The following is a 21,453-nucleotide window of genomic DNA, read 5'->3' on the forward strand; positions in this document are numbered from 1 at the left end:
TCAAATCATGCCGCAGCGCGACGTTGAACTGCCCGCTTGCCTGTCCAGCACAGGCCGGCATTGGACGCATCGCAGACGTAACGTCGGATTTGTTCCGTCGTGAACGCACGAATGTCTTCGCCCGCATGATGCGTCTGATACCACACGGCGGTTTGGCAAACCGTCTGTTGAAAGTCCCAAACGGGAGTCCAGCCGAGCGTGTGGTGTGCTTTGTCGATCGCCAAGTTCAACAGTGCCGCTTCGTGAACGGCGTTCGGATCCGTTCCGTCACGCCAGCGTCCGGGCCAATAACGGATCAGCTCTTTAACCAAATCCAAAACGGAACGGTTGCTGGCCAGCGGAGGCCCAAAATTGAACGCTTCGGTAAGTGGGGCAGCATCATCGGCCATCTCCAATCGGCTGGCCAAATGTAGATATCCGGACAAGGGTTCCAAAACGTGTTGCCACGGGCGAGTGCTGTGACGATTCCGGACACAGATTTCCTCGTCATGCGTCAGCGCCCGAATGCAATCGGGCACCAAGCGATCGGCCGCCCAGTCACCGCCGCCGATGACATTGCCGGCACGGACCGACGCCATTCGAATCGGGCTGTTTCGGAAAAAGGAGTCCCGATAGGCCGACGTGACGATTTCAGCCCCAGCCTTACTGGCACTATAGGGGTCATGGCCGCCCAACGGATCGTCTTCACGATACCCGTGCACCCATTCGCGATTGCGATAGCACTTGTCCGTGGTGACCACCACGACATTGCAGCGATGACCGGCCGAACGAAGCGCATCCAAAACGTTCACGGTCCCCATCACATTGGTTTCGAATGTTTCGACCGGACATTGATACGACTGGCGGACCAACGGCTGCGCAGCCAAATGAAACAGGTATCTCGGCCGAATCTCACGCACCAGATCCGACACCATTTGGCGATCTGCAATGTTTCCTCGGTGGTCGCCGGCCAAATCCTTGGTCAACTGAATCGTTGCAAACAGGCTGTGTCCGTCGTCGGGATCCATGGCAAGACCGTGAACCCGAGCACCACACTGCGCAAGCCAGTGGCACAGCCAACCACCTTTGAAACCCGTGTGACCTGTGACCAACACGTCTTGGCCATCAAATACGCCGCCGAAGCAGCCAGAGAAGTCTTTGGACATGCTTTCGCTTTATGCGGCGATGCGGAGAGGAGTCGACGGAGCTTGGAACCAAGGAGGGGTCCCCTGCTGGCAGAGTTTCTCCAGTTCCATTTTGTCGCGCAAGGTATCCATGGGACGCCAAAACCCTGGATGCCGAAAAGCGGTCAACTGGCCGTCGTCCGCCAGGCCTCGCAGTGGGGCTTGTTCCCAAATGCACGAATCGCCATCGATGCGATCAATGACCGAAGGTTCCAGCACGAAAAAGCCGCCGTTGATCCAAGCGTCATCACCGACCGGTTTTTCGCGAAAGCAGCCGATGCGGTCGGCGTCTTGGGCATCAAAGCGAAGGGCGCCGAAGCGACCGGGGGGCTGCACGGCCGTTAGCGTTGCGTCGCGGCGACACCGGCGATGCATACGAATACTTTCGCCGATGTCGACGTTCCCCACGCCGTCGCCGTACGTCATACAGAACGTTTCATCGTCCAGAAAAGACGCAACTCGTTTCAAGCGTCCTCCTGTCATCGTGTCACGTCCGGTGTCGACGACGGTGACTTTCCATGGTTCACCTTGGCCGTCATGGTAAGTCACCCGGTTGGCAGCCAGATCAAACGTCACGTTCGCATTCCGCATGAAGTATTCCGCGAAATAGCGTTTGATCGAATCGCCTTTGTATCCCGCGCAAATCACGAAATCGGTGATTCCATGTTTGGCATAGATCTTCATCACATGCCAAAGGATTGGATGCCCTCCGATCTCGACCATCGGTTTGGGTCGAACCGACGTTTCTTCGCTCAGCCGTGTCCCGAGTCCACCGGCCAGTATGACTGCTTTCATCGGTTCGCTTGCCTGTAGGGTTTGGGAATCGTCGGATCGCGTGGATCGCGAAATGCGCCAGTCGACGTCGTGAAACCGGTTGCAAGCTGGGGAATACTAAAAGGCTGGGCGGTGTGTCAACGCAAAGAAATGGACTTGTTGAGTTCCAGAATCGGATTGAACGCGTCCCGGCAGAGGTGGGCGCATAAAAAAACGGCCCGCAGTGCTTTCGCGACTGCGGGCCGTTGATAGATCACGTCTGAAGGTTACAGCGTGCTACTTGCTTGCATATTTCAGCGAGCGTAGCTGGCGCTGGCCTGGATGACGCGACGAGTACGCGAGATGCTGGCGCTGGGGTCGACGACCGGAGCGGGCGGCATCGGAGCGGCCGAAGGAGCCGGAGCGGCCATCGGGGCAGCCATCGGAGCGCCACAGCCACAGCTGCTGCATCCGGTGTCACAGCCCATGTCGCATCCGCTGTCACAGCAGCTGCTCTTCTTCTTCAGGTTGCCGAACAGCTTGGTCAGCAATCCGCCGCAGCTCTTCTTGCTGCAGCCACAGCTGTCACAGCCGCTGTCGCAGCCCATGTCACAACCGCAGGAAGGTTCGCAAGCGATTTCGCAACCGCAGGCGGGTTCTGCACAGCAGCTGTCACAGCCACCGCAGCAGCTGCTCTTCTTGGCGAACAGCTTGCTCAGCAGGCCGCCACAGCTTTTCTTGCTGCATCCGCAACCGTCGCAGGACGGTTCGCAAGCGACTTCGCAGCCACAAGCGGGTTCGCAGACGTCGACGCCGCAACCGCAAGCCGGAGCTTCGCAGCCACAGGTCGGTTCAGCAGCACAACCGCAAGCCGGAGCTTCGCAGCCGCAGGTCGGTTCAGCAGCACAGCCGCAAGCCGGAGCTTCGCAGCCGCAGGTCGGTTCAGCAACACAGCCACAAGCCGGAGCTTCGCAGCCACAGGTCGGCTCAGCAGCACAGCCGCAAGCCGGAGCTTCGCAACCACAGGTCGGTTCGGCAACACAGCCACAGGCCGGTGCTTCGCAACCACAGGTCGGTTCGGCAGCACAACCGCAAGGGGCTTCGCAGCCACAGGTCGGTTCACAGCCAACGTCACAACCGCTGTCGCAGCTGCTGGACGAGCAACAGCCGTCCAAGCCCAACATGCGATCCAGCAAGTCGAATCCATAACTTTGAGTGCAGCAGCTGCACGCCAAAACCATGGTCAGAGTAAGAATGGTCCGAGTCATTGGAGCCACGTCTCCCTTCACCATAAAGCGGGTCGGTTCGTGGTCGTGTCGCTTGTCACCGTCAAATTCTGCGTCGTTGGCGGGATCCGGAACCATTCGGCGGACGAAGTCGCCGGCGGATGCCTCCGGGGGCCCAACAAGCACATTTGTCCTTCGGAGATGCCGCAGGGCCGATGGCCCAACCGCGTCCGAGTGACGGTTGACTTCGTTCAGCTTGCCGTTCGCCAACGACGTCGAATCGTTTCCGATCCTTTGCCGCGTTCGAATCCGACGGGTCACGAAAGTCGTCACGACCACAAGACAGGCAACTTCCGGTTGCCTTGCCTCTGGGTCTTCCTCACGAGACATCCGCGTCGACCACGAGCCGACGGGACGCCCAGCGATTCAGTTACAGCTATCGGCCCTGGTGCTGTGGGTAATTACTGTTCCACACCATTTTCGCCGGCTTGTTAACCTTTGCCGGTCAGCCAAAATTTTCTCCTGATGCCGGTGTTTTGCATCACGAAACGGCTGCGCGTGGCATAATCGACAAATCACGTCTAAACTGTCAGTCGGGGCCTTCGGTGCCGCGATTCGGATTTTCCGACGGGTGGCTGGAAGACCGCCACGATGTGCCGATTGTCCGCGTTGATCCGGGAACACACGGCCCGGCCGGCGTTGGCCTCCGATCGTCCGCCTTCGGTTCCTGTCGCCCGACCCACGGTTTCATCCGCCTTGAAATCGCCCGCCCCCCCAACCGAGCCCCGACGGGCCGAAGTCGTCCACCTGCCGGACCTGCCCGGAATTGATTGCCCCTGCGGCGTCGCCCGGCGGGCATTCGCCGAACATGACGATTTCCCTGGCACCGTCCACCTGACCCGCATCGACCACGCCGCCCGCACACATTACCACCGGCATCACACCGAGATTTACGTCGTCCTGGAATGTGACCCCGACGCCGCGATTGAACTGGACGGCACCCCGCATCCGGTTCGCCCCCACACCTCCATCCTGATCCCTCCCGGGGTTCGCCATCGCGCCGTCGGCCGCCTGACGGTGCTGATCGTTTGCAGCCCCGAATTTGACCCCGAAGACGAGTTTTTCGATTGAATATGCCAAGCTTCATCTTCACTGCACGTTTTCCATGGGGCCTGACCTTGGCGGTCGGCATCTTGGTCACCTCGGCGGCACCGGCCGACTGGCCTTATTGGCGTGGCCCCCGCTACGACGGGACCGCCGATGCGACGGGTTTGCCAGAGGACTGGGACCCCGAAGGCGGCGAAGGCAGTAATCTGCTGTGGAAACGTGACGACGTCGGCGGCATCTGTACCCCCGTCTCGATGAACGGCCGGCTGTACACGATCCAGCGGAGCGATGCGGACACCGAAGTCGAAGGCGAACGCGTGCTGTGCCTGGACGCCGCCACCGGCGAAACCCTGTGGGAACATTCGTACAACGTCTGGTTGTCGGACGTCCCGGCCGAACGGGTCGGCTGGAGCAGCCCGGTCGCCGACCCGGAAACCGGATACGTCTATGTCCTGGGGTCCTGCGACATCTTCATGTGCCTGGACGGCGAGACGGGCGATGTGGTCTGGAACAAACCGCTGCACGAGCAATTCGGCATGCTGTCGACCTACGGCGGCCGCACGAATTTCCCGATCATCCACGAAGACCTGGTGATCATCTCCGGCATCATCATCAACTGGGGCGATCGGGCCAAACCGAACCACCGTCTGTTGGGCCTGGACAAGAAAACCGGCGAAGTCGTCTGGTTCAGCGGCACCCGCGATCTGCCGTATGACACCAGTTATTCCGCCCCCAGCCTGGTCACGATCGACGGCCAGCGGCAACTGATCCTGGGCTGTGGCGACGGCCAAGTCTGGGGCTTTCAACCGCGGACCGGCAAACCGCTGTGGAGCTATCCGTTTTCACGCCGCGGTCTGTACGCCACCCCGCTGGTCGTCGGCAACCGTGTCTTTGCCGGCCACAGCGAAGAAAACGTCTCCGGCAGTGCAATGGGCGCAATGGTCGGATTGGAAATCAGCGGCACCGGCGACGACACCACCGTCAAAGAACTGTGGAAGATCGAGGAACTGGTTTGCGGCTATGGCGAACCGGTCATGGTCGACGACCGCCTGTATGTCTTGGATGACCGCAACAAAATGTGGGTGATTCAGGCGGACACCGGCGAAATCATCTTGGAAAAGAAAAGTGTGGTGGGGTCCCGTCAGCGTTCGGCACTGTTTTATGCCGACGGCAAACTGTACGTGCTTTCCGAAGGCGGCGGCTGGGCCATCTTGGAACCGACCGAAGACGGCTTCGAAGTGCTGAACAAACAGCGCCGCATTCGTGGCCAAGGTTTCGCCGCGTCGCCGATCGCGTCGGGCGGTCGCGTCTATTTCCAAGGCACCAATACGCTTTACTGCTTGGATACCGGTAGCGGTAGCCAAACCATGCCCACGGCCGAAGAAGTCTTGGGCCAGGAAACACCGGTTTCCCAAAATCCCGCTGCAACGCAGTTGTTACTGGTTCCCAACGAATCGCTGATCAAGCCCGGCGAATCGATCCAGCTGTCGGTTCGTGCGTACAATCGAATCGGCCAGCCGGTCGAAACACCCGCCGATGTCGAACTGACCGTCCAGGGTCCGGGAACGATTGACGGCATGACCTTTGTCGCCGACGCCCAGGCCCAGCACACCGCCGCGGTGATTCACGCCAAGGCAGGCGACGCGACGGGGGTGGCCCGCGTCCGTATCGTTCCATCGCTGCCGTGGCGATTCACCTTTGACGATCTTTCCGATCCGCCGCTGTCGTGGGTCGGTGCACGCTATCGCCACGTCATCCGCGACGTCGACGGTTCACCCGCGCTGACCAAGATCAGCACGATCCCCAAGGGTGCCCGCAGCCGCGCTTGGATGGGCCCCAGCGACATGGCGGAATACACCATCAGCGCCGACGTCATGGGTTCCCGGAATCTGGACCAATTGCCCGATATCGGCCTGACCGCTCAAGGCTATGTGCTGGACCTGATGGGCCAAAGCCAACAGTTGCAAATCCGCACCTGGGTGTCGTCCGAAGAACGTGCCCGTTCCACCGTTCCTTTCGAGTGGAAAGAGGGCGTCTGGTATCGGATGAAGTTCAGCGCGGAAATCGAAAGCGAAGGCCCCGCCGCGACCGCGATTTTGCGAGGCAAGATCTGGCCGCGTGACGAACCGGAGCCCAAGGAGTGGACGGTCACCGCGCGTGACGAATCGCCGGTGCTGTCGGCCAGCCCCGGGCTGTACGGAAACGCCAAAGTCGCCGAACTGTACTTGGACAATATCGAAGTCACCGCGAACGAAGACTGAACCCGCGACGGCTTCTGACAAAGAAAATCCCCCCACCACGTTTCATTCGAAATCTGTCGAATCAACTCCATGCGTCAAACCGAATTTTCCGCCACGATGATGATCCTGGGTTCCTTGATCCTAGGCAGCATCACGACCGCATCGCTTAGCGGTTGTAAACCGCCCCAATCGACCGACGTGAATGTGTCGACCGAGCCGCTGGAACCTGGCGACAACGTCACCACCGGCGTCGAAACCCCGAACGCCGGCAACACCACCGTCGGCGCCGCCGGCGTGGTGGAAACGCCGCTGGCCGGATCGACACCCGAGACTGCAGAAGTCCAAGGGTCCACGCTGACCGCATCGGTCGCCGAAGACACTGTCGAAAAGATCATGGCCGCCGGCGGCGACTGGCCCCAGTGGGGCGGCACCCGGGTCCGCAACAACGTTCCCGGCGTGACGGGCTTGCCGGAAAGCTGGAACACCGGCCGTTTCGACCGTCGCACGGGTGAGTGGGACAAGAGCCGCGTCGAAAACATTCGCTGGTACGCCAACCTGGGCAGCCAGACCTATGGCAATCCGGTCGTCGCGGACGGTCAGGTTTATGTCGGGACCAACAACGGGGCCGGCTACCTGAAACGCTATCCCGCCAAGGTCGACCTGGGATGCTTGCTGGCCTTTGACGAAGAAAACGGCGACTTCCTGTGGCAGCACAGCAGCGAGAAACTGATCACCGGACGCGTTCACGATTGGCCGCTGCAAGGCATCTGTTGTGCCCCGCTGGTCGAAGGCGAACGGTTGTGGTTTGTCACCAGTCGCGGCGAAGTCCGTTGTCTGGACACCAAAGGTTTCTATGACAACGAAGACGACGGACCGGTCAAGAACGAACCGGCATTCGTCGCGTCGATCATGGACACCGGTGAAGGCAACACATTCGAAGAAGCTTTGGCCGAACTGAACGGCGGGACCTTCCCCGCCGCTTTGCTGGAACAAATCGCCCAAGCCGGTGAAGCGGCCGAGGGCGAAACCGCCATCAAAACGGTCACCGAAAATAAGGTCTGGACCGCCACGGGCAACTTCGGTGGTGTCGACCGCGAATTGACGATCAAGCAGATCGGACCGCGGATCAGTGTTTTCAAGGCACTCGGTGTCAACGACAAGAACGACGCGGACACGATTTGGGTCTTCAACATGATGACCGAACTGGGGACCAGCCAGCACAACATGTGCAGCTGCAGTGTGACCAGCTACGGCGACCTGCTGTTCGTCAACACCAGCAACGGCCAAGACGAATCTCACGGCAACTTGCCCGCACCGGACGCCCCCAGCTTCTTCTGCATGAACAAGAACACCGGCGAAGTCTATTGGACGGACAATTCGCCCGGTACGAACATCTTGCACGGTCAGTGGTCCAGCCCCACGGTGGCCGAATGCAACGGCGTTCCCCAAGTGCTGTTCTGTGGCGGCGATGGTTGGCTGTACAGCTTCCGCGCCGATCGCGGCAGCGACGGCAACCCAGAATTGCTGTGGAAATTCGACTGTAACCCCAAGACGTCCAAGTGGATCCTGGGCGGCGAAGGCACCCGGAATAACTTGATCGGCACGCCGGTCGCCTATGACGGTCGCGTTTACATCGGCGTCGGCCAAGACCCGGAACACCAAGAGGGCGAAGGTCACCTGTGGTGCATCGACCCGAACAAACGCGGCGACGTGTCACCCCAATTGGCGGTTCGCATCGAAGGCGACAAACGCGTTCCGATCCCGCACAAACGCATTCAAGCGGTTGAACCGGAGAAGGGCGAAGCAGCGATCGACAACCCGAATTCCGCCGCGCTGTGGCATTACAGCCAGCAAGACCAAGACGGCGACGGCAACATCGATTTCGAAGAAGAAATGCACCGCACCTGCGGCACCGTTGCGATCAAAGACGGCCTGCTGTACATCGCTGACTTTTCCGGCTTGGTGCATTGCCTGGATGCCAAGGGAACCGATGACGGGCAACCGATCGTCCACTTCACTTATGACATGCTGGCCCAAAGCTGGGGCAGTGCGTTGATCAGCGATGGCAAAGTCTATGTCGGGGACGAAGACGGCGACGTGTGTGTCTTCGAACTCGGCAAAGACAATGCCGAGCCGATCGAGGAGATCAACATGGGAACCAGCGTCTACAGCACGCCGGTGGCTGCCAACGGCCGGCTGTACATCAGCACCAAAGACAAGCTGTTTGCCATCGAGCAAGAGTAGAAAACGCAGTACGGACATGCGAAACGTCCCGGCCGACACGACGCCGGGGCGATGATCGCGTAGGTGCGTTTAGGGCATCGTCGCGGTCGGCCGAAACGGCGGACCCTGGCAGGCCCGGCAGGCCGCTGACATCCGCTTACGGCATCCTTGCCATGGCGGCGTCATTGCCAACAATCATCACAATGTCATTCTTGACCGACCGATCCCGGCCGCCGCAGGTACCAACCATGCGGCGTCAGAACCGGTCGGTTTCTTTTTGGCATCGCTGTCGAATCCAATTTCCTTCTCAACCATCGAACCCAATCTTGAACACATCGTCCAACGGGCAAACCGCCAAGACGCTTGTCGATTGCGGCAACTGTGGCCCTGATTTTGCCTCCATCCGTCAAATGGTCACCCGTCACTTCAAGGTGCACGTGATTCAGACTCATGGGGCCGAAGACACCCTGGAGGTTTTGAAGAACCGCAAGGTCGACTTGGTCACGGTCAATCGTAAACTTGACCGTGACTACACCGATGGCCTGGACGTGATCCGTCAGATCAAATCGGATCCAGACACCAATGCGGTTCCGGTGATGCTGGTTTCCAATTACGAGGAACACCAACAAACCGCGACCGAAACCGGTGCGGTGCCGGGTTTCGGGAAGCTGGCGTTGACCGATCCGGCAACACGGTCGCTGTTGGAACCCTTTCTGGGTGATGCATAGTGGTCAACATCGGGTGCGACCAAAGAACCGTTTGCGCTTGGCGATCGGTCGACCGACGACCATAATTCACGCATGAACGGACGTTTTCGAAAGATGTTGGCATCAAAGATTCACCGCGCGACGGTGACGGGTGCCGATTTGGAATATGAGGGCAGCCTGACGGTTCCACCACACTTGTTGGAAGCCGCCGGGATCGTTCCCTACGAAGCAATCCACGTGTGGGACGTCACACGGGGAAGCCGTCTGGAAACGTACGCCATCGAAGGGCTGCCCGATTCAAACGACATCTGCGCCAACGGCGCGGCGGCCCACCTGATTCACCCCGGCGATCTGGTGATCCTGGCGACCTACTGTTTTGTGCCCGAATCCGAAGTCGACCGGCATCAGCCGCGTTTGGTGTTCGTCGACGAATCGAACCAAATCGTTCACGGCGGCCCCGAATTGGCCGGCCCCCAGCGTCGAAGCCCGGCGGGGGGGTAATCGCGTTTGTCCAATTTCGGAATTTTGACCGTCGCCGTGCTGGTGGGTCTGGCGACCGGATGCCTGTTGGCAACCCAGCCCAGCGTGAACGGACAATTGGGACGAAGTGTCGCACACCCGATGCAGGCGTCCATGATTTCTTTTGCCAGCGGCGCGGCGATCGTATTCGTGATTTGCCTGGCGATGGGCCGGTTTCCGCCGGAATTTGTCCGCCCAGCCGGCCAATTGCCTTGGTGGATTTGGTTCGGCGGTGCCATCGGCGTGGTGATGGTCACGACGTCGCTGATTTTCGTGCCCCGGGTGGGTTCATTGCCGTGGTTCGCCGCCGTGATGACCGGCCAGACCGTCGGTGCGGTGATCCTGGACCACTACGGATGGCTGGGAAATCCACGGACCGCCGCATCGCCAATGCGTTTGCTGGGCACCGCGTTGTTGATTGCGGGCGTCCTGGTCATCGTTGCCGCCCAACGCCAGGTCGTCACCACCAGTGGTGATCCCCCGCCCGCGGAACCGACGGCCGGCGATCAGGTCACCGATCGCTGAACCAATCGTTTTGGACCGACGGGGTCGATCTGGTCGCACCGAACGCCGATTTGGTATCCCGCGGTGGCAAATCGCGGCTGCGGCTGGAAAGAACTCCGGTTGAGGCAATATATGCCGACAACTATCGTATCGATTCGACTTCAGGTCGCGCCCGCGCTGGCAAACGCCCCACTTCGCCTGATTGGCACCGTTAGATACTGCAGTGAAATATCGGCAAATCGATAAAATCATCGCCCTCCAGCCCGGTTCGCGGCTGGTCGGGGAACGCACGCTTTTGGCCGATGAAGAATATCTGAGCGACCATTTTCCGAATCTCCCCGTGATGCCCGGGGTGATGATGCTCGAAGCGCTGCACCAAGCGGCGATCTGGCTGGTCCGTTCGACGCTGGATTTTCAGTGCCCGATGATCTTTCTGCGGGAAGCCCGCAGTGTGAAGTTCGGCGACTTTTTGTCCCCCGGCGAAACGCTCCGCGTGACCGCCGAGATCAAATCACGCGACGGCGATTCGTTCCGCATCAAAGCGGTCGCCGCCAAAGAGGGCCGGGTCACTGTCAGTGCGATTCTGCACATGGATGTCCGCAGCAGCGGGGATCCGGCGCGTCTGAATACCGACGAAGAATTGGCGCAGCGGTGCCGAAACCAGTTTCAGACATTGTTCGGATGTCCCCAAGACATTCCGGAAGTCGAAGCCGCCTAGCGATGGCTTCCCCGTTTTGCCGCAACGTCGTCCGCTAGCGACCGGGACCGACCGGCATCAAAATCAACGTCCATCCGACATCCCATTCACTTCCATTCAACGTCACCCCTGCCAAGGAAATCGCACAATGAGTCTGTCACAGGATGAAATCTTCGAAAAAGTCCAGGAATCACTCGTCGACGCACTGGGCGTCGATGACGACGAGGTCACCCGCGAAGCGACCCTGGTGGGCGACTTGGGTGCCGAATCGATCGATTTCTTGGACATCGTTTTCAAACTTGAAAGCGCATTCGATATCTCGATCCCGCGCGAAGAACTGTCGCCCGAAGACATTTTGACCAACAGTCAATACGTCCAGGACGGCACCGTGACCGCCGAAGGCATGGCGGAACTGAAACGACGTATGCCCTGGGCTGATCTGGAAGAGTTCGAAAAGAACCCTCGCGTCCAAGACTTTGGAAACATTCTGACCGTCGGCGATTTGTGCAAATACGTCGAATCCAAGCTCGGCCAGTGATCCATGCGTTGGTTTTGGATCGACCGATTTACCGAGTTCGTCAGCGGTTCACACGCCAGCGGGATCAAGAATGTCGCGCTGGATGAAGAAGTGGTTGACGAATACCTGCCGGGCTATCCCGTCCTGCCGCCGACCCTGATCATCGAGGGCATGGCACAGCTGGGCGGTATCCTGGTGGCCGAACACTTCAAGTTTGAAAAGCGTGTCGTGCTGGCCAAAGTCGGCAAGGCGACGTACCACCAACCGGCTCGGGTCGGTGACCAACTGCGTTATCGCGTCGATTTTAAATCGGCCAACGACACCGGCGCCATTGCGACCGGACACAGTGTTTGCGGTACGCAACCGCAAGCCGACATTGATTTGATGTTCGCCTTTTTGGAACCCGGTCATCTGGTCGACGGCCCTCTGTTCCAACCCGGCGACCTGCGAACGATGCTGCGGATCATGAATTTCTTTCACGTCGCCGTCGACGCTGACGGCAATCCGTTGCCCCATTACGACAACCTTTGATCGACCGCCTGTCGTCACGACGGCGTACCGTGATCGGTGTCGCCCTTTGTCATCGACTTTCCCCGCTGGACCCACGCTTTCATGCCCACTGATTCCCATCGCCGTCGCGTCGTCGTCACCGGTATCGGGATGATCAATCCCATGGGACACGACGTTGCCACCGTCTGGTCCGGGTTACAGGAAGGCAAATCCGGTGTCGCACCGACGACGCTGTTTGACGCCAGCGGATTTCCGACCAAGATCAGCGCCGAAATCAAGAACTGGGACCTGACCGAAGCCGACGACGGCATGGGATCGGTCGACAAGTTGGGTAGGCATACCAAGTTTGCCATCGGCGCGGCCAACCAAGCCGTCCGTGACAGCGGCATCATCGACGCGATCACCGACCCGACGCGGTTGGGCGTTTACTTGGGCAGTGGTGAAGGCAATCAGGACTTCAACACCTTCAGCAAAATGATGGTCGCCGCTTTGGCCGAAGGCGAATACGACGAAGCCAAGTTCGTCCGTGCCGGACTGGACCTGCTGGATCCCGCCAAGGAACTGGAACAGGAACCCAACATGCCGGCCGCCCACGTGGCGACCAAGTTCAATGCCCAGGGTCCCAATTTCAATTGCCTGACCGCCTGTGCCGCCAGCAGCCAAGCCGTCGGCGAAGCCACCGAAATCATCCGTCGCGGCGAAGCCGACGCGATGATCGCCGGCGGAACCCACAGCATGATCCATCCGTTCGGCGTGACCGGGTTCAACCTGTTGACCGCGTTGTCCGAATCCAACGACCAGCCGACCAAAGCCAGCCGTCCGTTCGATTTGAAACGAAATGGATTCGTGCTGGGCGAAGGATCGGCAATGGTCATCTTGGAAGAACTGGAGATGGCTAAGAAACGCGGCGCGACGATCTATGGCGAAATCGCCGGCTATGGCACCACCGCCGACGCGTACCGTGTCACCGACATTCCACCGGACGGCCACGGCGCGATTGCCGCGATGCGAATGGCGATCAGCGACGCAAGTTTGACACCCGCCGACATTCAATACGTCAACGCCCACGGCACCAGCACCAAGGTCAACGACCGCGTCGAAACCAAAGCTTGCCGCGAGGTGTTCGGCGCGTTGGCCGATTCGGTCCCCGTCAGCAGCACCAAGAGCATGATGGGCCATTTGATCGCCGCGGCCGGCGTGACCGAGATGATCGTGTGTTTGATGGCGATGCGTGACAGCGTTTTGCCACCGACAATCAACTATGAAAATCCTGATCCAGAATGCGATCTGGATTACGTTCCCAACGAAGCCCGCCCGGGCGAAATCCGATACGCTTTGAACAACAGCTTCGGGTTCGGCGGCCAGAACGTTTCGCTTTGCTTAAGCCGCCACGACGGCTGATGTTTTCTGTTGGCTGAGTTGCACCATGGCTGAGTTTACCGACGCCGAATTGGCCGCCTTTCTGGACGAAGCCCTGCCGCCATCGCGATCGGCGGAACTGGAGCATCATCTGCGAACCGACGCGGCGTTGCGTCATCGGCTGACCGAGGTGACCGGACGACAATCCGCCGGCCTGCACACCATCGGCGGCATTTGGCGACGCAACCGACTGTCATGCCCCGACCGAGGCGAACTGGGGCAATACATCTTGGGCACCTTGGACGAAGAACGCGCCGATTACATTCGGTTCCATCTGGAACAAGTCGGTTGTCGTTACTGCGCCGCCAATCTGGCGGATTTGGAAGCCGCGGCGGCCGGCGGTGAAGAAACCGTCCGCCGGCGCACCAAATACTTTCAAACCAGCGTCGGCCACCTGGGTTCGTGACGCACGCTGCGGGCAGGTCAGGCCGGATCCGGCACACGATCATGCCGCGCGGTACATCATGCGTTGCAACCGGTCCAACGTCGTGACCATCTGGTTCCAGTCCGCGACCACGTCCATCGTCGGCATTTCACCCGCATCGTCGCGGTCATACCCGCGACGGCTGACTTTCACACGACCGCCCAAAACGGCGACCGGTTTGGACGCTTCGTTGCCATCGGCCGATTCCGATGCCGTCGGTTCGTCGCCGTCGATCGGCAAAATTTGGCCCATCACTTGATGCACCGCCCACAACGCTGCTTTGCGGGAATCGTCAGCTTGGACGACACAACGAAACGATCCCGATTGCACGTAAAACTTATCCATGATTCCGTATCCTTGATTTGGCGAATAGATTCATCCGATCTGTTGTCAAAGATCGCCGGGCGAATGACACGTCTGGTCACCGCCGCCAATTCCATGCATCCACCGGTTTCATGAAGCTGTTTCACCACGGGGCCCACCAAGGCGTGACCGGATCATGCCACCAGTTGTCTTGGGATGACGGACGTCACAGTCTGTTGGTTGACTGTGGGATCTTCCAAGGCGATGAAGCCCAGAAACACGGTGGACCAGAAATCGAGTTTCCGCTCGACGGCATCCAAAGTCTGTTGCTGACCCACGTTCACATTGATCACTGTGGACGGTTACCCCACTTGATGGCCGCGGGGTTCGAACAGCCGATTTATTGCAGCCCTCCATCGGCCAAGTTGTTGCCGCTGGTGATGGAGGACGCCATTCGGATCGGCTTCACCCGATCGGAACGTCTGATCGACCGATTCCTGGAAGCGGTCGACGCGTTGGTCCGCCCGCTGGATTATCACCAATGGCATCGCATCGAAGGCGGTGTGGAAATCCGTCTTCGTCCGGCGGGACATGTCCTGGGATCGACGATTTTCGAAGTTCGTTTGCCCGACGGATCGTTGGTGGTCTTTTCCGGCGATCTGGGTGCGGGCACCAATCCATTGTTGAATCCGCCGACCAGTCCGCCGGAGGCCGACTTGCTGGTGTTGGAATCGACCTACGGCGATCGATTGCACCCGCGATCGGGCGATCGGCAAGCCGCATTGGAATCGATCCTGCGGAAAACGCTGCAAGACCATGGCGTGACGATCATCCCGGCATTCAGTCTGGGACGTACCCAAGCGCTGCTGTACGAGATGAACGGCATCTTTGAGCGGTTGCAATCCGAAGGCGGACAGTCGCTTTTGCACCGCGTCGATGTGTTGATCGATTCGCCTTTGGCGTCACGCTTCACCGCCCTATACGACGACCTGCAGGACTACTGGAGCGAAGAAGCCCAGCACTTGATGAAGACCGATGATCAACCACTGGTCTTCGAAAACTTGGTCAAGATCGGCGATCACGACGAACACCGGGACACGCTGAATTACATCGCGCGCACCGAACTGCCCGCCATCGTCATCGCCGGCAGTGGCATGTGCACCGGCGGCAGGGTGGTCAACTATCTAAAACGTTTCTTGGACGATCCGCGAACAGATATCGTGTTCTGTGGTTACCAAGCCAGCGGAACACCGGGCCAACGGTTGCAGCGTGGTGCCCACTGGCTTCGGCTGGACGGTAAAAAGTACCACGTCGCCGCAGACGTCCACCAATTAAGCGGCTACAGCGCCCACGCGGACCAAGCGGACCTGATCGAATTTGTGGACCATTTTGAATCCGCCCCCAAACGTATTCGGTTGGTCCACGGGGATTACCAACCCAAACGCACCCTGGCCAAGAAGCTGACCGAGAAGGGATACCAGGTCGACGACTTTTAATCGTCGGCCATCCCGCCGGCATATTATTCAGGATCTATCGCAGCCATGAAAACTCATTACAACACCCTGATCATTGGCGGCGGGCTTGCCGGATTGTCTTGTGCCACACACTTGGCAAATCATGGCGTCGACTTTTCAATTCTGGAAGCCAGCGAACGTCCCGGTGGTCGCGTCCGCACCGATGTGATCGACGGCTTCACGCTGGACCACGGCTTTCAAGTCTTGTTGACTGCTTATCCGGCCTGTCGCGAACTGCTTGACTACGACGCGTTGCGGTTGCGCCCCTTTGAACCGGGGGCGCTCATTCGACAACAAGGTCGGTTTGCGGTCCTGGGCGATCCTTGGCGACGCCCCACCCAAGCCATCGCGACATTGACCAACCCGGTGGGAACGTTGAGCGATAAAATACGGGTCGCGAAATTACGTTCGTCCAGCCGGCATGGCACTCTGGACGGCCTATACCAACGTCCGGCAACGGCCACGATCGATCGACTGAATCAGGCGGGTTTCAGCCAGTCGATGATCGATCAGTTTTTCCGACCGTTCTTGGGTGGCGTCTTTTTGGATGAAACCCTTCGAACGTCCAGCCGTATGCTGGAGTTCGTGTTTCGCATGTTTGCCGAGGGCGACATTGCGATTCCCGCCGAAGGCATGGCCGCGATCCCGCGTCAGCTGGCCGACCAACTGCCACAAGGTACGTTGCGGTTTTCGCACACGGTCGTCGACCTGGTGCGTCAGAACGGCGAATACCGGATCGGGTTGTCCGACGGTTCATCGTTGACGTCCGACCGGGTCGCCGTGGCGGTGGAAAGCAATGCCGCGGCGGCGCTACTGGGCGATGCGTCCATGGAAACGCCGTGGTCGGGTACCACGAACTATTACTTCACCACCGATCGGACACCCGATCCGAGAAAACTATTGATGCTCCGCGGCGACGAATCGGGTCCGATCCAAACGGCCGTCGTGATCAGCGATGTGGCACCGGAATACGCACCACCGGGGAAATCGTTGATCAGCGTATCGGTCGATTCGGCCGACATGGATCCCGAAACCGGCGACACCGAAACCACGGAGACCCAAGTTCGCAACCAATTGGCATCGTGGTTCGGTGATTCAGCATGCGGGTGGAATTGTCTGCACGTGTACCGAGTACCGTTCGGATTGCCCGTCACTGATCTGGATCCCGTGATTCAACCGGCGTCGGTTCGGCGACTTGGTGACGCCGACGTGCCCGCTGGAACGCTGGTTCGATGCGGCGACTACCTGGAAACGCCCAGCATCCAGGGTGCCATGAACAGCGGACTTCGCGCGGCGAAAGAATTGCTAAAAGAACCGCGCCCCTGATCGCCTGGTACTTGGCCTAGACTGGTCGCTGACCATCGAAATCTCACCGATTCGGTCCCGTCGCCCGTCCTGATTTTATCCCGCCGTCGCGATGTCATCGCCTGACCGATCAACGCCCGATCCTAAAAAAAACAACGATCGCCGCGGCTCGTTTGGTTTCGGCTGCCTGGGATGGTCGCTGATTCTGTTGACGGTTCTGCCGTTGTTGATCGCCGGTTCAATGGGGCTGTGGTGGAAGCGTCGACAAGCGTTGGCAAATCAAGCCGTCACAGACCGTCTGCAAACGCTTTCAGCGCAAGGCTTGCCGATCGACGCGATCAGCCTGCAGACGTATTACAACCGGTCGACGACAAACCACGGCCGTGACCTTTGGCGGTCGATCAGAGACCAATTGAATTCGGAACCCTTTGCCACATCGCTCGGAAATGTCCTGATTGCGGTCGATGAGAAGGAAATTCCACTGCCGGGTAAGCCATACCCGGCCGACAAAGAAGTCCAACAATTCCTTGATGACAACGTTGAATTCTTCCGCAAGATCGATCAATGGTTGGATGCCGACACACACTTTCGAGTGGACGTCGATTTCCGGGATTTTGATACCGTCTTTGACCAGTTTGGCGATCAACGCAACCTGGCCCGAGTGCTACGTGTCAAAGCAAGACACGCGATTCACCATGGTGATTCGGTGTCCGCCCACCAGGCCCTTCGCAACGGGATCTTCTTCGCACGAAGCCAGGAAAAGTCGCCGTTGCTGATCAGCCATTTGGTGCGAATCGCGGTAGAATCGGTCGCAATGGACAGTATTGACATGGCACTGGAAGCCGACACGCTGGATCAGTCGCAGCTGTCGGATCTGTTGCAAGCGATCGACGCATTGGATTCTTCCGCCGAATCGCTTCGGAACGCGATCATCGGCGAACGCGCCTTCGCGCTGGACAACTTCAATCGCGACGTCTTTGCCGACGAAAATCTGTTCTTTGACAAACCTGATCGCCTGCAACGAACACTAGGCGGCCACGCCACCGACAAGTTGTCGGCGATTGAATCGTTTGAACTGTGGCTTCGCGCGGTGTCCGACGATCTCGTCAAAGACGCTCCATTGCTTCTGGACATCGCCGATCAACAGTCTCAATCGCTACAGCAATTGAACGTCTTTCAGCAAGCCGAACGATGCGTATCGGCAACGTTGACACCCCCGATCCAGATGTCGGTGTTGGCATTTCTTCGAAACGAACATCAACGTCGACTCGTTCGTACCGCGATCGCGGCGAGACTGTATCGCCATCAAGAAAGTCGCTGGCCGCAAACCGTTGACGAACTTCAGCGAGTCGGCCTGGACGCGAAATCAGTACATCCCAGTGGCGACCGGCCCTTCGGCATTCATGAACAAGCCGACGGTACGCTGTTGGTTTGGGGATTTGATCCGACCACGGACTACTCAGCATTCAGTGAACTCGCCCCGACACCAACCGAACCGCCCAACCTGACCCTGAACCCGGACCGAGACATGGTGATTCGGATCTCCACGAAACCCCAGGAAAACGAATGAGTGAGAAACGCGAGAGCAGGGGATTGTCGTGCATGGCGAAACTGATGATTGCGGTTTTCGTCGCGCCACTGGTTCTGGTTTTGATCGTGGTGACTTGGTGGTTGGGTCGAAACTCCTTCGCCCAAGGCCGACTGGATGACGCACTGGCAACGCTGGCCGCCGATGGCCAGCCCATCGACATCACCAGTCATCAGCAGTACTACGCCAGCCATTCCAGTGACGCCCTGTCGAATCGCTGGACCGCACTGACATCCCACGTCGAAACGCCCGAGTTTTTACAAGCCGCGCGTGGAATGCCGGTCCTGGGCGGTGCAGACGACGTTCCGTCGGCCGGTTCCGATTGGCAAGACGAATCGACGGTGCGTGACTTTTTGCAATCTCAGAAATCGGTGTTCGACGAACTGGCAATCCTGGCGGCATCACCGGGTGCGGTTCGCTATCCGATCGCATTCAACAACGCCAACGCGCGATTGCAACACCAGCAAGCATGTCGGGCATTGGCCCGTTTGTTAACGCTGCGGCACCGTGTGGCGATGCGTGATGGCGACGGCGCCGAAGCGACCGAATCAACCACGCAAACCTTGGCCGTCGCCAGGTCACTGCAAGGGACACCGGACGTGATCACCCAGCTGATCCGCATCGCCATCCTGCAAATCAGCCTTCAACAGATCCGCATCGGTTTGGACCACGACGCTTACAACGTATCGCAGTTGAACCAACTGCTGAAAGAAGTCGACCGCCGCGGAGATCCGCTGGACGAACTGCGACTGGCATTGATCGGCGAACGCAGCATGATGCTGACCAACCTGCGAAACCTTCCCGGCGGTGTTGGCTTGGGAAAACGCCCCTTCGACGCATTGGCCACGTTGGAATTGTTCGAAAAAACTTTGGGGCAAATCGGTGGCAACATTCACACCACCGACGAAAAGATCCAGCAGCTATCGACGCAGTTGGATTCGGAGTACGCCCAAGCCGGCTGGCTGTCCAAGATGGATCGTGCCTTGACCGAAATGTCACGGCCCAGCTTGGTTGCGATCAGCAAGGCATTCGCCAGATCCGAAACCACAGCCGCGGTGGTTTCAGCCGGCCTGCAGATCCAACGATCCGCGGCCCAACGCGGATCATGGCCGTCGCCCGGTGAATTCGAACAAATTATCGCACCGGAGGGATCCAGCATCCGTCATTCGTTGCCATTGCGATATCGCGTGGACGGTGAATCCAGCGCCCTCATTTGGCTGGAACCGATGCAACGTCCCGACCAAATGACGGAGGGACTACAAGACGCAGATCCCCTGGAGAATCCGAGGGCCTACGAAGACGCTTGGTGGGTCGTTCGTGTCAAACGGCCAACCCTGGCAAAGGATTAATTGCTGTCATCCAGGTCGATGGAAAACCCTTGGAATGGGACAATGCCGTAGATGCCTTCGGTGAAAACCAGACGCACAAAGTTATCGAACAGTCGGATCGGCATGCTGGGCAGGATGATCACGTCACCGTCTTGGACCCAAATCTCATCGTGTGGCAGCGCAGATTTGCCCAGAATGGCCCCACGCAAATCCAACATGGTCGATATCAGTTCCCAGTTTTCACCGCGTCGGAAAATGACGATCTGACGAAGGTTGGCACCGGGAACGTGACCGCCGGCCATCGCGATCGCGCCCAACACCGTGGTCGGCTGGTCGATGGTGAATCGTCCCGGCGTGACCGCTTCGCCCAGCACATAGATGTAGTGTGGCGCCTGTTGCTGCAGTGCCGGTTCGACTTCGATCCCACCCACTGACGAAGCGTACCGCAGATTGATTTCGCGTTTTAGTTCTTCCAAGGTCAGGCCTTGTGCCTGAACACTGCCGATGCCGGGCAAGCGAATTTCGCCTTGGGGGGTGACGGTTTGGTTGACGAACTGCGCCGTGAATCCACCGGTACCGCTGATCGCATCTCGGATGCGTTTGGAGGCAGTCGCCGTGGAAACCGGCGTCACGTCAATCGCTGGATCCGCATACAGTTTGGAATATTTGTCATTCAGTGATTCACGCAGTTGGTCAATCGTCTGCCCCGCAGCGTGAACGGTTCCAATGAACCGCAGCGTGATCGTACCATCCGGCTGGATTTCGATTCCGTTCTCCAGCGTTCCCCGAGTCAGCGCTTCATCGGCCTCCGATTCAATCAACAGTTCGTCACCAACGCTCAATCGATACTCAGTGGCCGTTTGGTGGTCGCTTAACAAATACGTCAACTGAATCACGTCACCGGGGCGCAAGCGGTACTGATAGACGTGCGGTGTTCGGGACGGACCGGCGTATCCGCCTTGTCGATACAGATCAAACGGCGATGTGTACGGACACTGCCAACACTGACTTTGGGCACACTGATCCGTGCAGATGCCCTGGTGATGGGCGAACTGATCAAAGCCTTCGCGACCATCGCGGTCGACGCAAACACGGCATCCCACCCCGGCACATGACGCGCATGTGGACGGTGCGACCATCGGCATCGCGGCGACGGCATACGGCGCCGGTCGGTGATGTGACAGCCCGACTTCGCCGATCGGCCCGGCATGTTTGCCGAACTCATTCCCAGCAGGCAAACGCATCGTGGGCATGGACCGTTGACCGCTGACCGATGAATTGGGCGGTAACAACGTCTGCGACCAAGCACAATCGCCATGCATCAATCCACCCAACATGGCGACGGCCAAAGCCAAAGTCGCGATTGGGGCGGTGATCGGTCGTGCAGCGCGGTGTTGGGTCATCGT

The 21,453-nt window shown here is 59.0% G+C and carries 20 protein-coding genes; 15 read left to right on the top strand and 5 right to left on the bottom strand.

The window, feature by feature from the left end; genetic code table 11:
- Nucleotides 1-5: 5 nt before the first annotated feature.
- From rfbG to HFP54_RS25825, 3 genes are all read right to left on the bottom strand, one after another.
- A complete protein-coding gene (gene rfbG, locus HFP54_RS21690) occupies nt 6-1,145 on the bottom strand; it encodes a CDP-glucose 4,6-dehydratase (protein ID WP_168566762.1) in 1,140 nt (379 codons plus the stop codon).
- Nucleotides 1,146-1,154: 9 nt separating this feature from the next.
- Complete coding sequence (rfbF, locus tag HFP54_RS21695; protein WP_168566763.1) at nt 1,155-1,958, bottom strand: glucose-1-phosphate cytidylyltransferase; 804 nt, start codon at nt 1,956-1,958, stop codon at nt 1,155-1,157.
- Nucleotides 1,959-2,230: 272 nt separating this feature from the next.
- Nucleotides 2,231-2,524: a hypothetical protein gene (locus HFP54_RS25825; protein WP_168566764.1), complete on the bottom strand. Its 294-nt coding sequence runs from the start codon at nt 2,522-2,524 to the stop codon at nt 2,231-2,233.
- 1,269 nt (nt 2,525-3,793) lie between these two features.
- On the opposite strand from HFP54_RS25825, the gene HFP54_RS26465 reads away from it, so the two are divergent.
- The 11 genes from HFP54_RS26465 to HFP54_RS21755 all read left to right on the top strand — a co-directional run bounded on the left by HFP54_RS26465 (nt 3,794) and on the right by HFP54_RS21755 (nt 13,991).
- Nucleotides 3,794-4,273 carry a cupin domain-containing protein gene (locus tag HFP54_RS26465; protein WP_390658020.1) on the top strand — a complete coding sequence of 160 codons (480 nt, stop codon included), beginning with the start codon at nt 3,794-3,796 and terminating at the stop codon, nt 4,271-4,273.
- A gap of 2 nt (nt 4,274-4,275) precedes the next feature.
- Nucleotides 4,276-6,510: a BamB-related PQQ repeat family beta-propellar protein gene (locus tag HFP54_RS21710; RefSeq protein WP_168566813.1), complete on the top strand. Its 2,235-nt coding sequence runs from the start codon at nt 4,276-4,278 to the stop codon at nt 6,508-6,510.
- A gap of 69 nt (nt 6,511-6,579) precedes the next feature.
- Complete coding sequence (locus HFP54_RS21715; protein ID WP_168566765.1) at nt 6,580-8,733, top strand: PQQ-binding-like beta-propeller repeat protein; 2,154 nt, start codon at nt 6,580-6,582, stop codon at nt 8,731-8,733.
- Nucleotides 8,734-9,038: 305 nt separating this feature from the next.
- Nucleotides 9,039-9,440, top strand: a complete 402-nt coding sequence (locus tag HFP54_RS21720; RefSeq protein WP_197138350.1) for a response regulator — start codon at nt 9,039-9,041, stop codon at nt 9,438-9,440.
- Between the two features lie 72 nt (nt 9,441-9,512).
- Nucleotides 9,513-9,920 carry an aspartate 1-decarboxylase gene (gene panD / locus HFP54_RS21725; RefSeq protein WP_146416014.1) on the top strand — a complete coding sequence of 136 codons (408 nt, stop codon included), beginning with the start codon at nt 9,513-9,515 and terminating at the stop codon, nt 9,918-9,920.
- A gap of 6 nt (nt 9,921-9,926) precedes the next feature.
- A complete protein-coding gene (locus tag HFP54_RS21730; RefSeq protein ID WP_197138352.1) occupies nt 9,927-10,463 on the top strand; it encodes a DMT family transporter in 537 nt (178 codons plus the stop codon).
- Between the two features lie 202 nt (nt 10,464-10,665).
- Nucleotides 10,666-11,160, top strand: a complete 495-nt coding sequence (locus tag HFP54_RS21735; protein WP_146416015.1) for a 3-hydroxyacyl-ACP dehydratase FabZ family protein — start codon at nt 10,666-10,668, stop codon at nt 11,158-11,160.
- Between the two features lie 127 nt (nt 11,161-11,287).
- Nucleotides 11,288-11,677 carry an acyl carrier protein gene (locus HFP54_RS21740; protein WP_145293022.1) on the top strand — a complete coding sequence of 130 codons (390 nt, stop codon included), beginning with the start codon at nt 11,288-11,290 and terminating at the stop codon, nt 11,675-11,677.
- A gap of 3 nt (nt 11,678-11,680) precedes the next feature.
- On the top strand, nt 11,681-12,187 hold the full coding sequence (locus tag HFP54_RS21745) for a 3-hydroxyacyl-ACP dehydratase FabZ family protein (RefSeq protein ID WP_146416016.1): 507 nt from the start codon (nt 11,681-11,683) through the stop codon (nt 12,185-12,187).
- Nucleotides 12,188-12,268: 81 nt separating this feature from the next.
- A complete protein-coding gene (locus HFP54_RS21750; RefSeq protein ID WP_146416017.1) occupies nt 12,269-13,567 on the top strand; it encodes a beta-ketoacyl-[acyl-carrier-protein] synthase family protein in 1,299 nt (432 codons plus the stop codon).
- A 25-nt stretch (nt 13,568-13,592) separates the two neighbouring features.
- A complete protein-coding gene (locus HFP54_RS21755; RefSeq protein ID WP_168566766.1) occupies nt 13,593-13,991 on the top strand; it encodes an anti-sigma factor in 399 nt (132 codons plus the stop codon).
- Between the two features lie 39 nt (nt 13,992-14,030).
- On the opposite strand, the gene HFP54_RS21760 is transcribed toward HFP54_RS21755, so the two are convergent.
- Nucleotides 14,031-14,354, bottom strand: coding sequence for a hypothetical protein (locus tag HFP54_RS21760; protein WP_146416019.1), 324 nt, complete (start codon nt 14,352-14,354; stop codon nt 14,031-14,033).
- Nucleotides 14,355-14,464: 110 nt separating this feature from the next.
- Here HFP54_RS21760 and HFP54_RS21765 point away from each other — a divergent pair, with 110 nt between their 5' ends.
- The 4 genes from HFP54_RS21765 (at nt 14,465) to HFP54_RS21780 (ending at nt 20,068) form a co-directional block, all read left to right on the top strand.
- Nucleotides 14,465-15,808, top strand: coding sequence for an MBL fold metallo-hydrolase RNA specificity domain-containing protein (locus HFP54_RS21765; protein WP_168566767.1), 1,344 nt, complete (start codon nt 14,465-14,467; stop codon nt 15,806-15,808).
- A 45-nt stretch (nt 15,809-15,853) separates the two neighbouring features.
- Nucleotides 15,854-17,152, top strand: coding sequence for an NAD(P)/FAD-dependent oxidoreductase (locus HFP54_RS21770; protein ID WP_168566768.1), 1,299 nt, complete (start codon nt 15,854-15,856; stop codon nt 17,150-17,152).
- Nucleotides 17,153-17,243: 91 nt separating this feature from the next.
- Nucleotides 17,244-18,701, top strand: a complete 1,458-nt coding sequence (locus tag HFP54_RS21775) for a hypothetical protein (RefSeq protein ID WP_168566769.1) — start codon at nt 17,244-17,246, stop codon at nt 18,699-18,701.
- On the top strand, nt 18,698-20,068 hold the full coding sequence (locus HFP54_RS21780; RefSeq protein WP_168566770.1) for a hypothetical protein: 1,371 nt from the start codon (nt 18,698-18,700) through the stop codon (nt 20,066-20,068). Before HFP54_RS21775 ends, HFP54_RS21780 begins: the two co-directional genes overlap by 4 nt.
- Here HFP54_RS21780 and HFP54_RS21785 read toward each other — a convergent pair.
- Complete coding sequence (locus HFP54_RS21785; RefSeq protein WP_235952163.1) at nt 20,065-21,450, bottom strand: polysaccharide biosynthesis/export family protein; 1,386 nt, start codon at nt 21,448-21,450, stop codon at nt 20,065-20,067. The genes HFP54_RS21780 and HFP54_RS21785 overlap by 4 nt on opposite strands.
- Nucleotides 21,451-21,453 lie beyond the last annotated feature (3 nt).

Source organism: Crateriforma spongiae, from assembly GCF_012290005.1.
Taxonomy (GTDB): Bacteria; Planctomycetota; Planctomycetia; order Pirellulales; family Pirellulaceae; genus Crateriforma; species Crateriforma spongiae.

Excerpts from the sequence above, each read along its gene's own strand:
- rfbG (WP_168566762.1), bottom strand. The coding sequence starts at position 1,145 with ATGTCCAAAGACTTCTCTGGCTGCTTCGGCGGCGTATTTGATGGCCAA.
- rfbF (WP_168566763.1), bottom strand. The coding sequence starts at position 1,958 with ATGAAAGCAGTCATACTGGCCGGTGGACTCGGGACACGGCTGAGCGAA.
- HFP54_RS25825 (WP_168566764.1), bottom strand. The coding sequence starts at position 2,524 with ATGGGCTGCGACAGCGGCTGTGACAGCTGTGGCTGCAGCAAGAAGAGC.
- HFP54_RS26465 (WP_390658020.1), top strand. The coding sequence starts at position 3,794 with ATGTGCCGATTGTCCGCGTTGATCCGGGAACACACGGCCCGGCCGGCG.
- HFP54_RS21710 (WP_168566813.1), top strand. The coding sequence starts at position 4,276 with ATGCCAAGCTTCATCTTCACTGCACGTTTTCCATGGGGCCTGACCTTG.
- HFP54_RS21715 (WP_168566765.1), top strand. The coding sequence starts at position 6,580 with ATGCGTCAAACCGAATTTTCCGCCACGATGATGATCCTGGGTTCCTTG.
- panD (WP_146416014.1), top strand. The coding sequence starts at position 9,513 with ATGAACGGACGTTTTCGAAAGATGTTGGCATCAAAGATTCACCGCGCG.
- HFP54_RS21740 (WP_145293022.1), top strand. The coding sequence starts at position 11,288 with ATGAGTCTGTCACAGGATGAAATCTTCGAAAAAGTCCAGGAATCACTC.
- HFP54_RS21745 (WP_146416016.1), top strand. The coding sequence starts at position 11,681 with ATGCGTTGGTTTTGGATCGACCGATTTACCGAGTTCGTCAGCGGTTCA.
- HFP54_RS21750 (WP_146416017.1), top strand. The coding sequence starts at position 12,269 with ATGCCCACTGATTCCCATCGCCGTCGCGTCGTCGTCACCGGTATCGGG.
- HFP54_RS21755 (WP_168566766.1), top strand. The coding sequence starts at position 13,593 with ATGGCTGAGTTTACCGACGCCGAATTGGCCGCCTTTCTGGACGAAGCC.
- HFP54_RS21760 (WP_146416019.1), bottom strand. The coding sequence starts at position 14,354 with ATGGATAAGTTTTACGTGCAATCGGGATCGTTTCGTTGTGTCGTCCAA.
- HFP54_RS21765 (WP_168566767.1), top strand. The coding sequence starts at position 14,465 with ATGAAGCTGTTTCACCACGGGGCCCACCAAGGCGTGACCGGATCATGC.
- HFP54_RS21770 (WP_168566768.1), top strand. The coding sequence starts at position 15,854 with ATGAAAACTCATTACAACACCCTGATCATTGGCGGCGGGCTTGCCGGA.
- HFP54_RS21775 (WP_168566769.1), top strand. The coding sequence starts at position 17,244 with ATGTCATCGCCTGACCGATCAACGCCCGATCCTAAAAAAAACAACGAT.
- HFP54_RS21780 (WP_168566770.1), top strand. The coding sequence starts at position 18,698 with ATGAGTGAGAAACGCGAGAGCAGGGGATTGTCGTGCATGGCGAAACTG.
- HFP54_RS21785 (WP_235952163.1), bottom strand. The coding sequence starts at position 21,450 with ATGACCCAACACCGCGCTGCACGACCGATCACCGCCCCAATCGCGACT.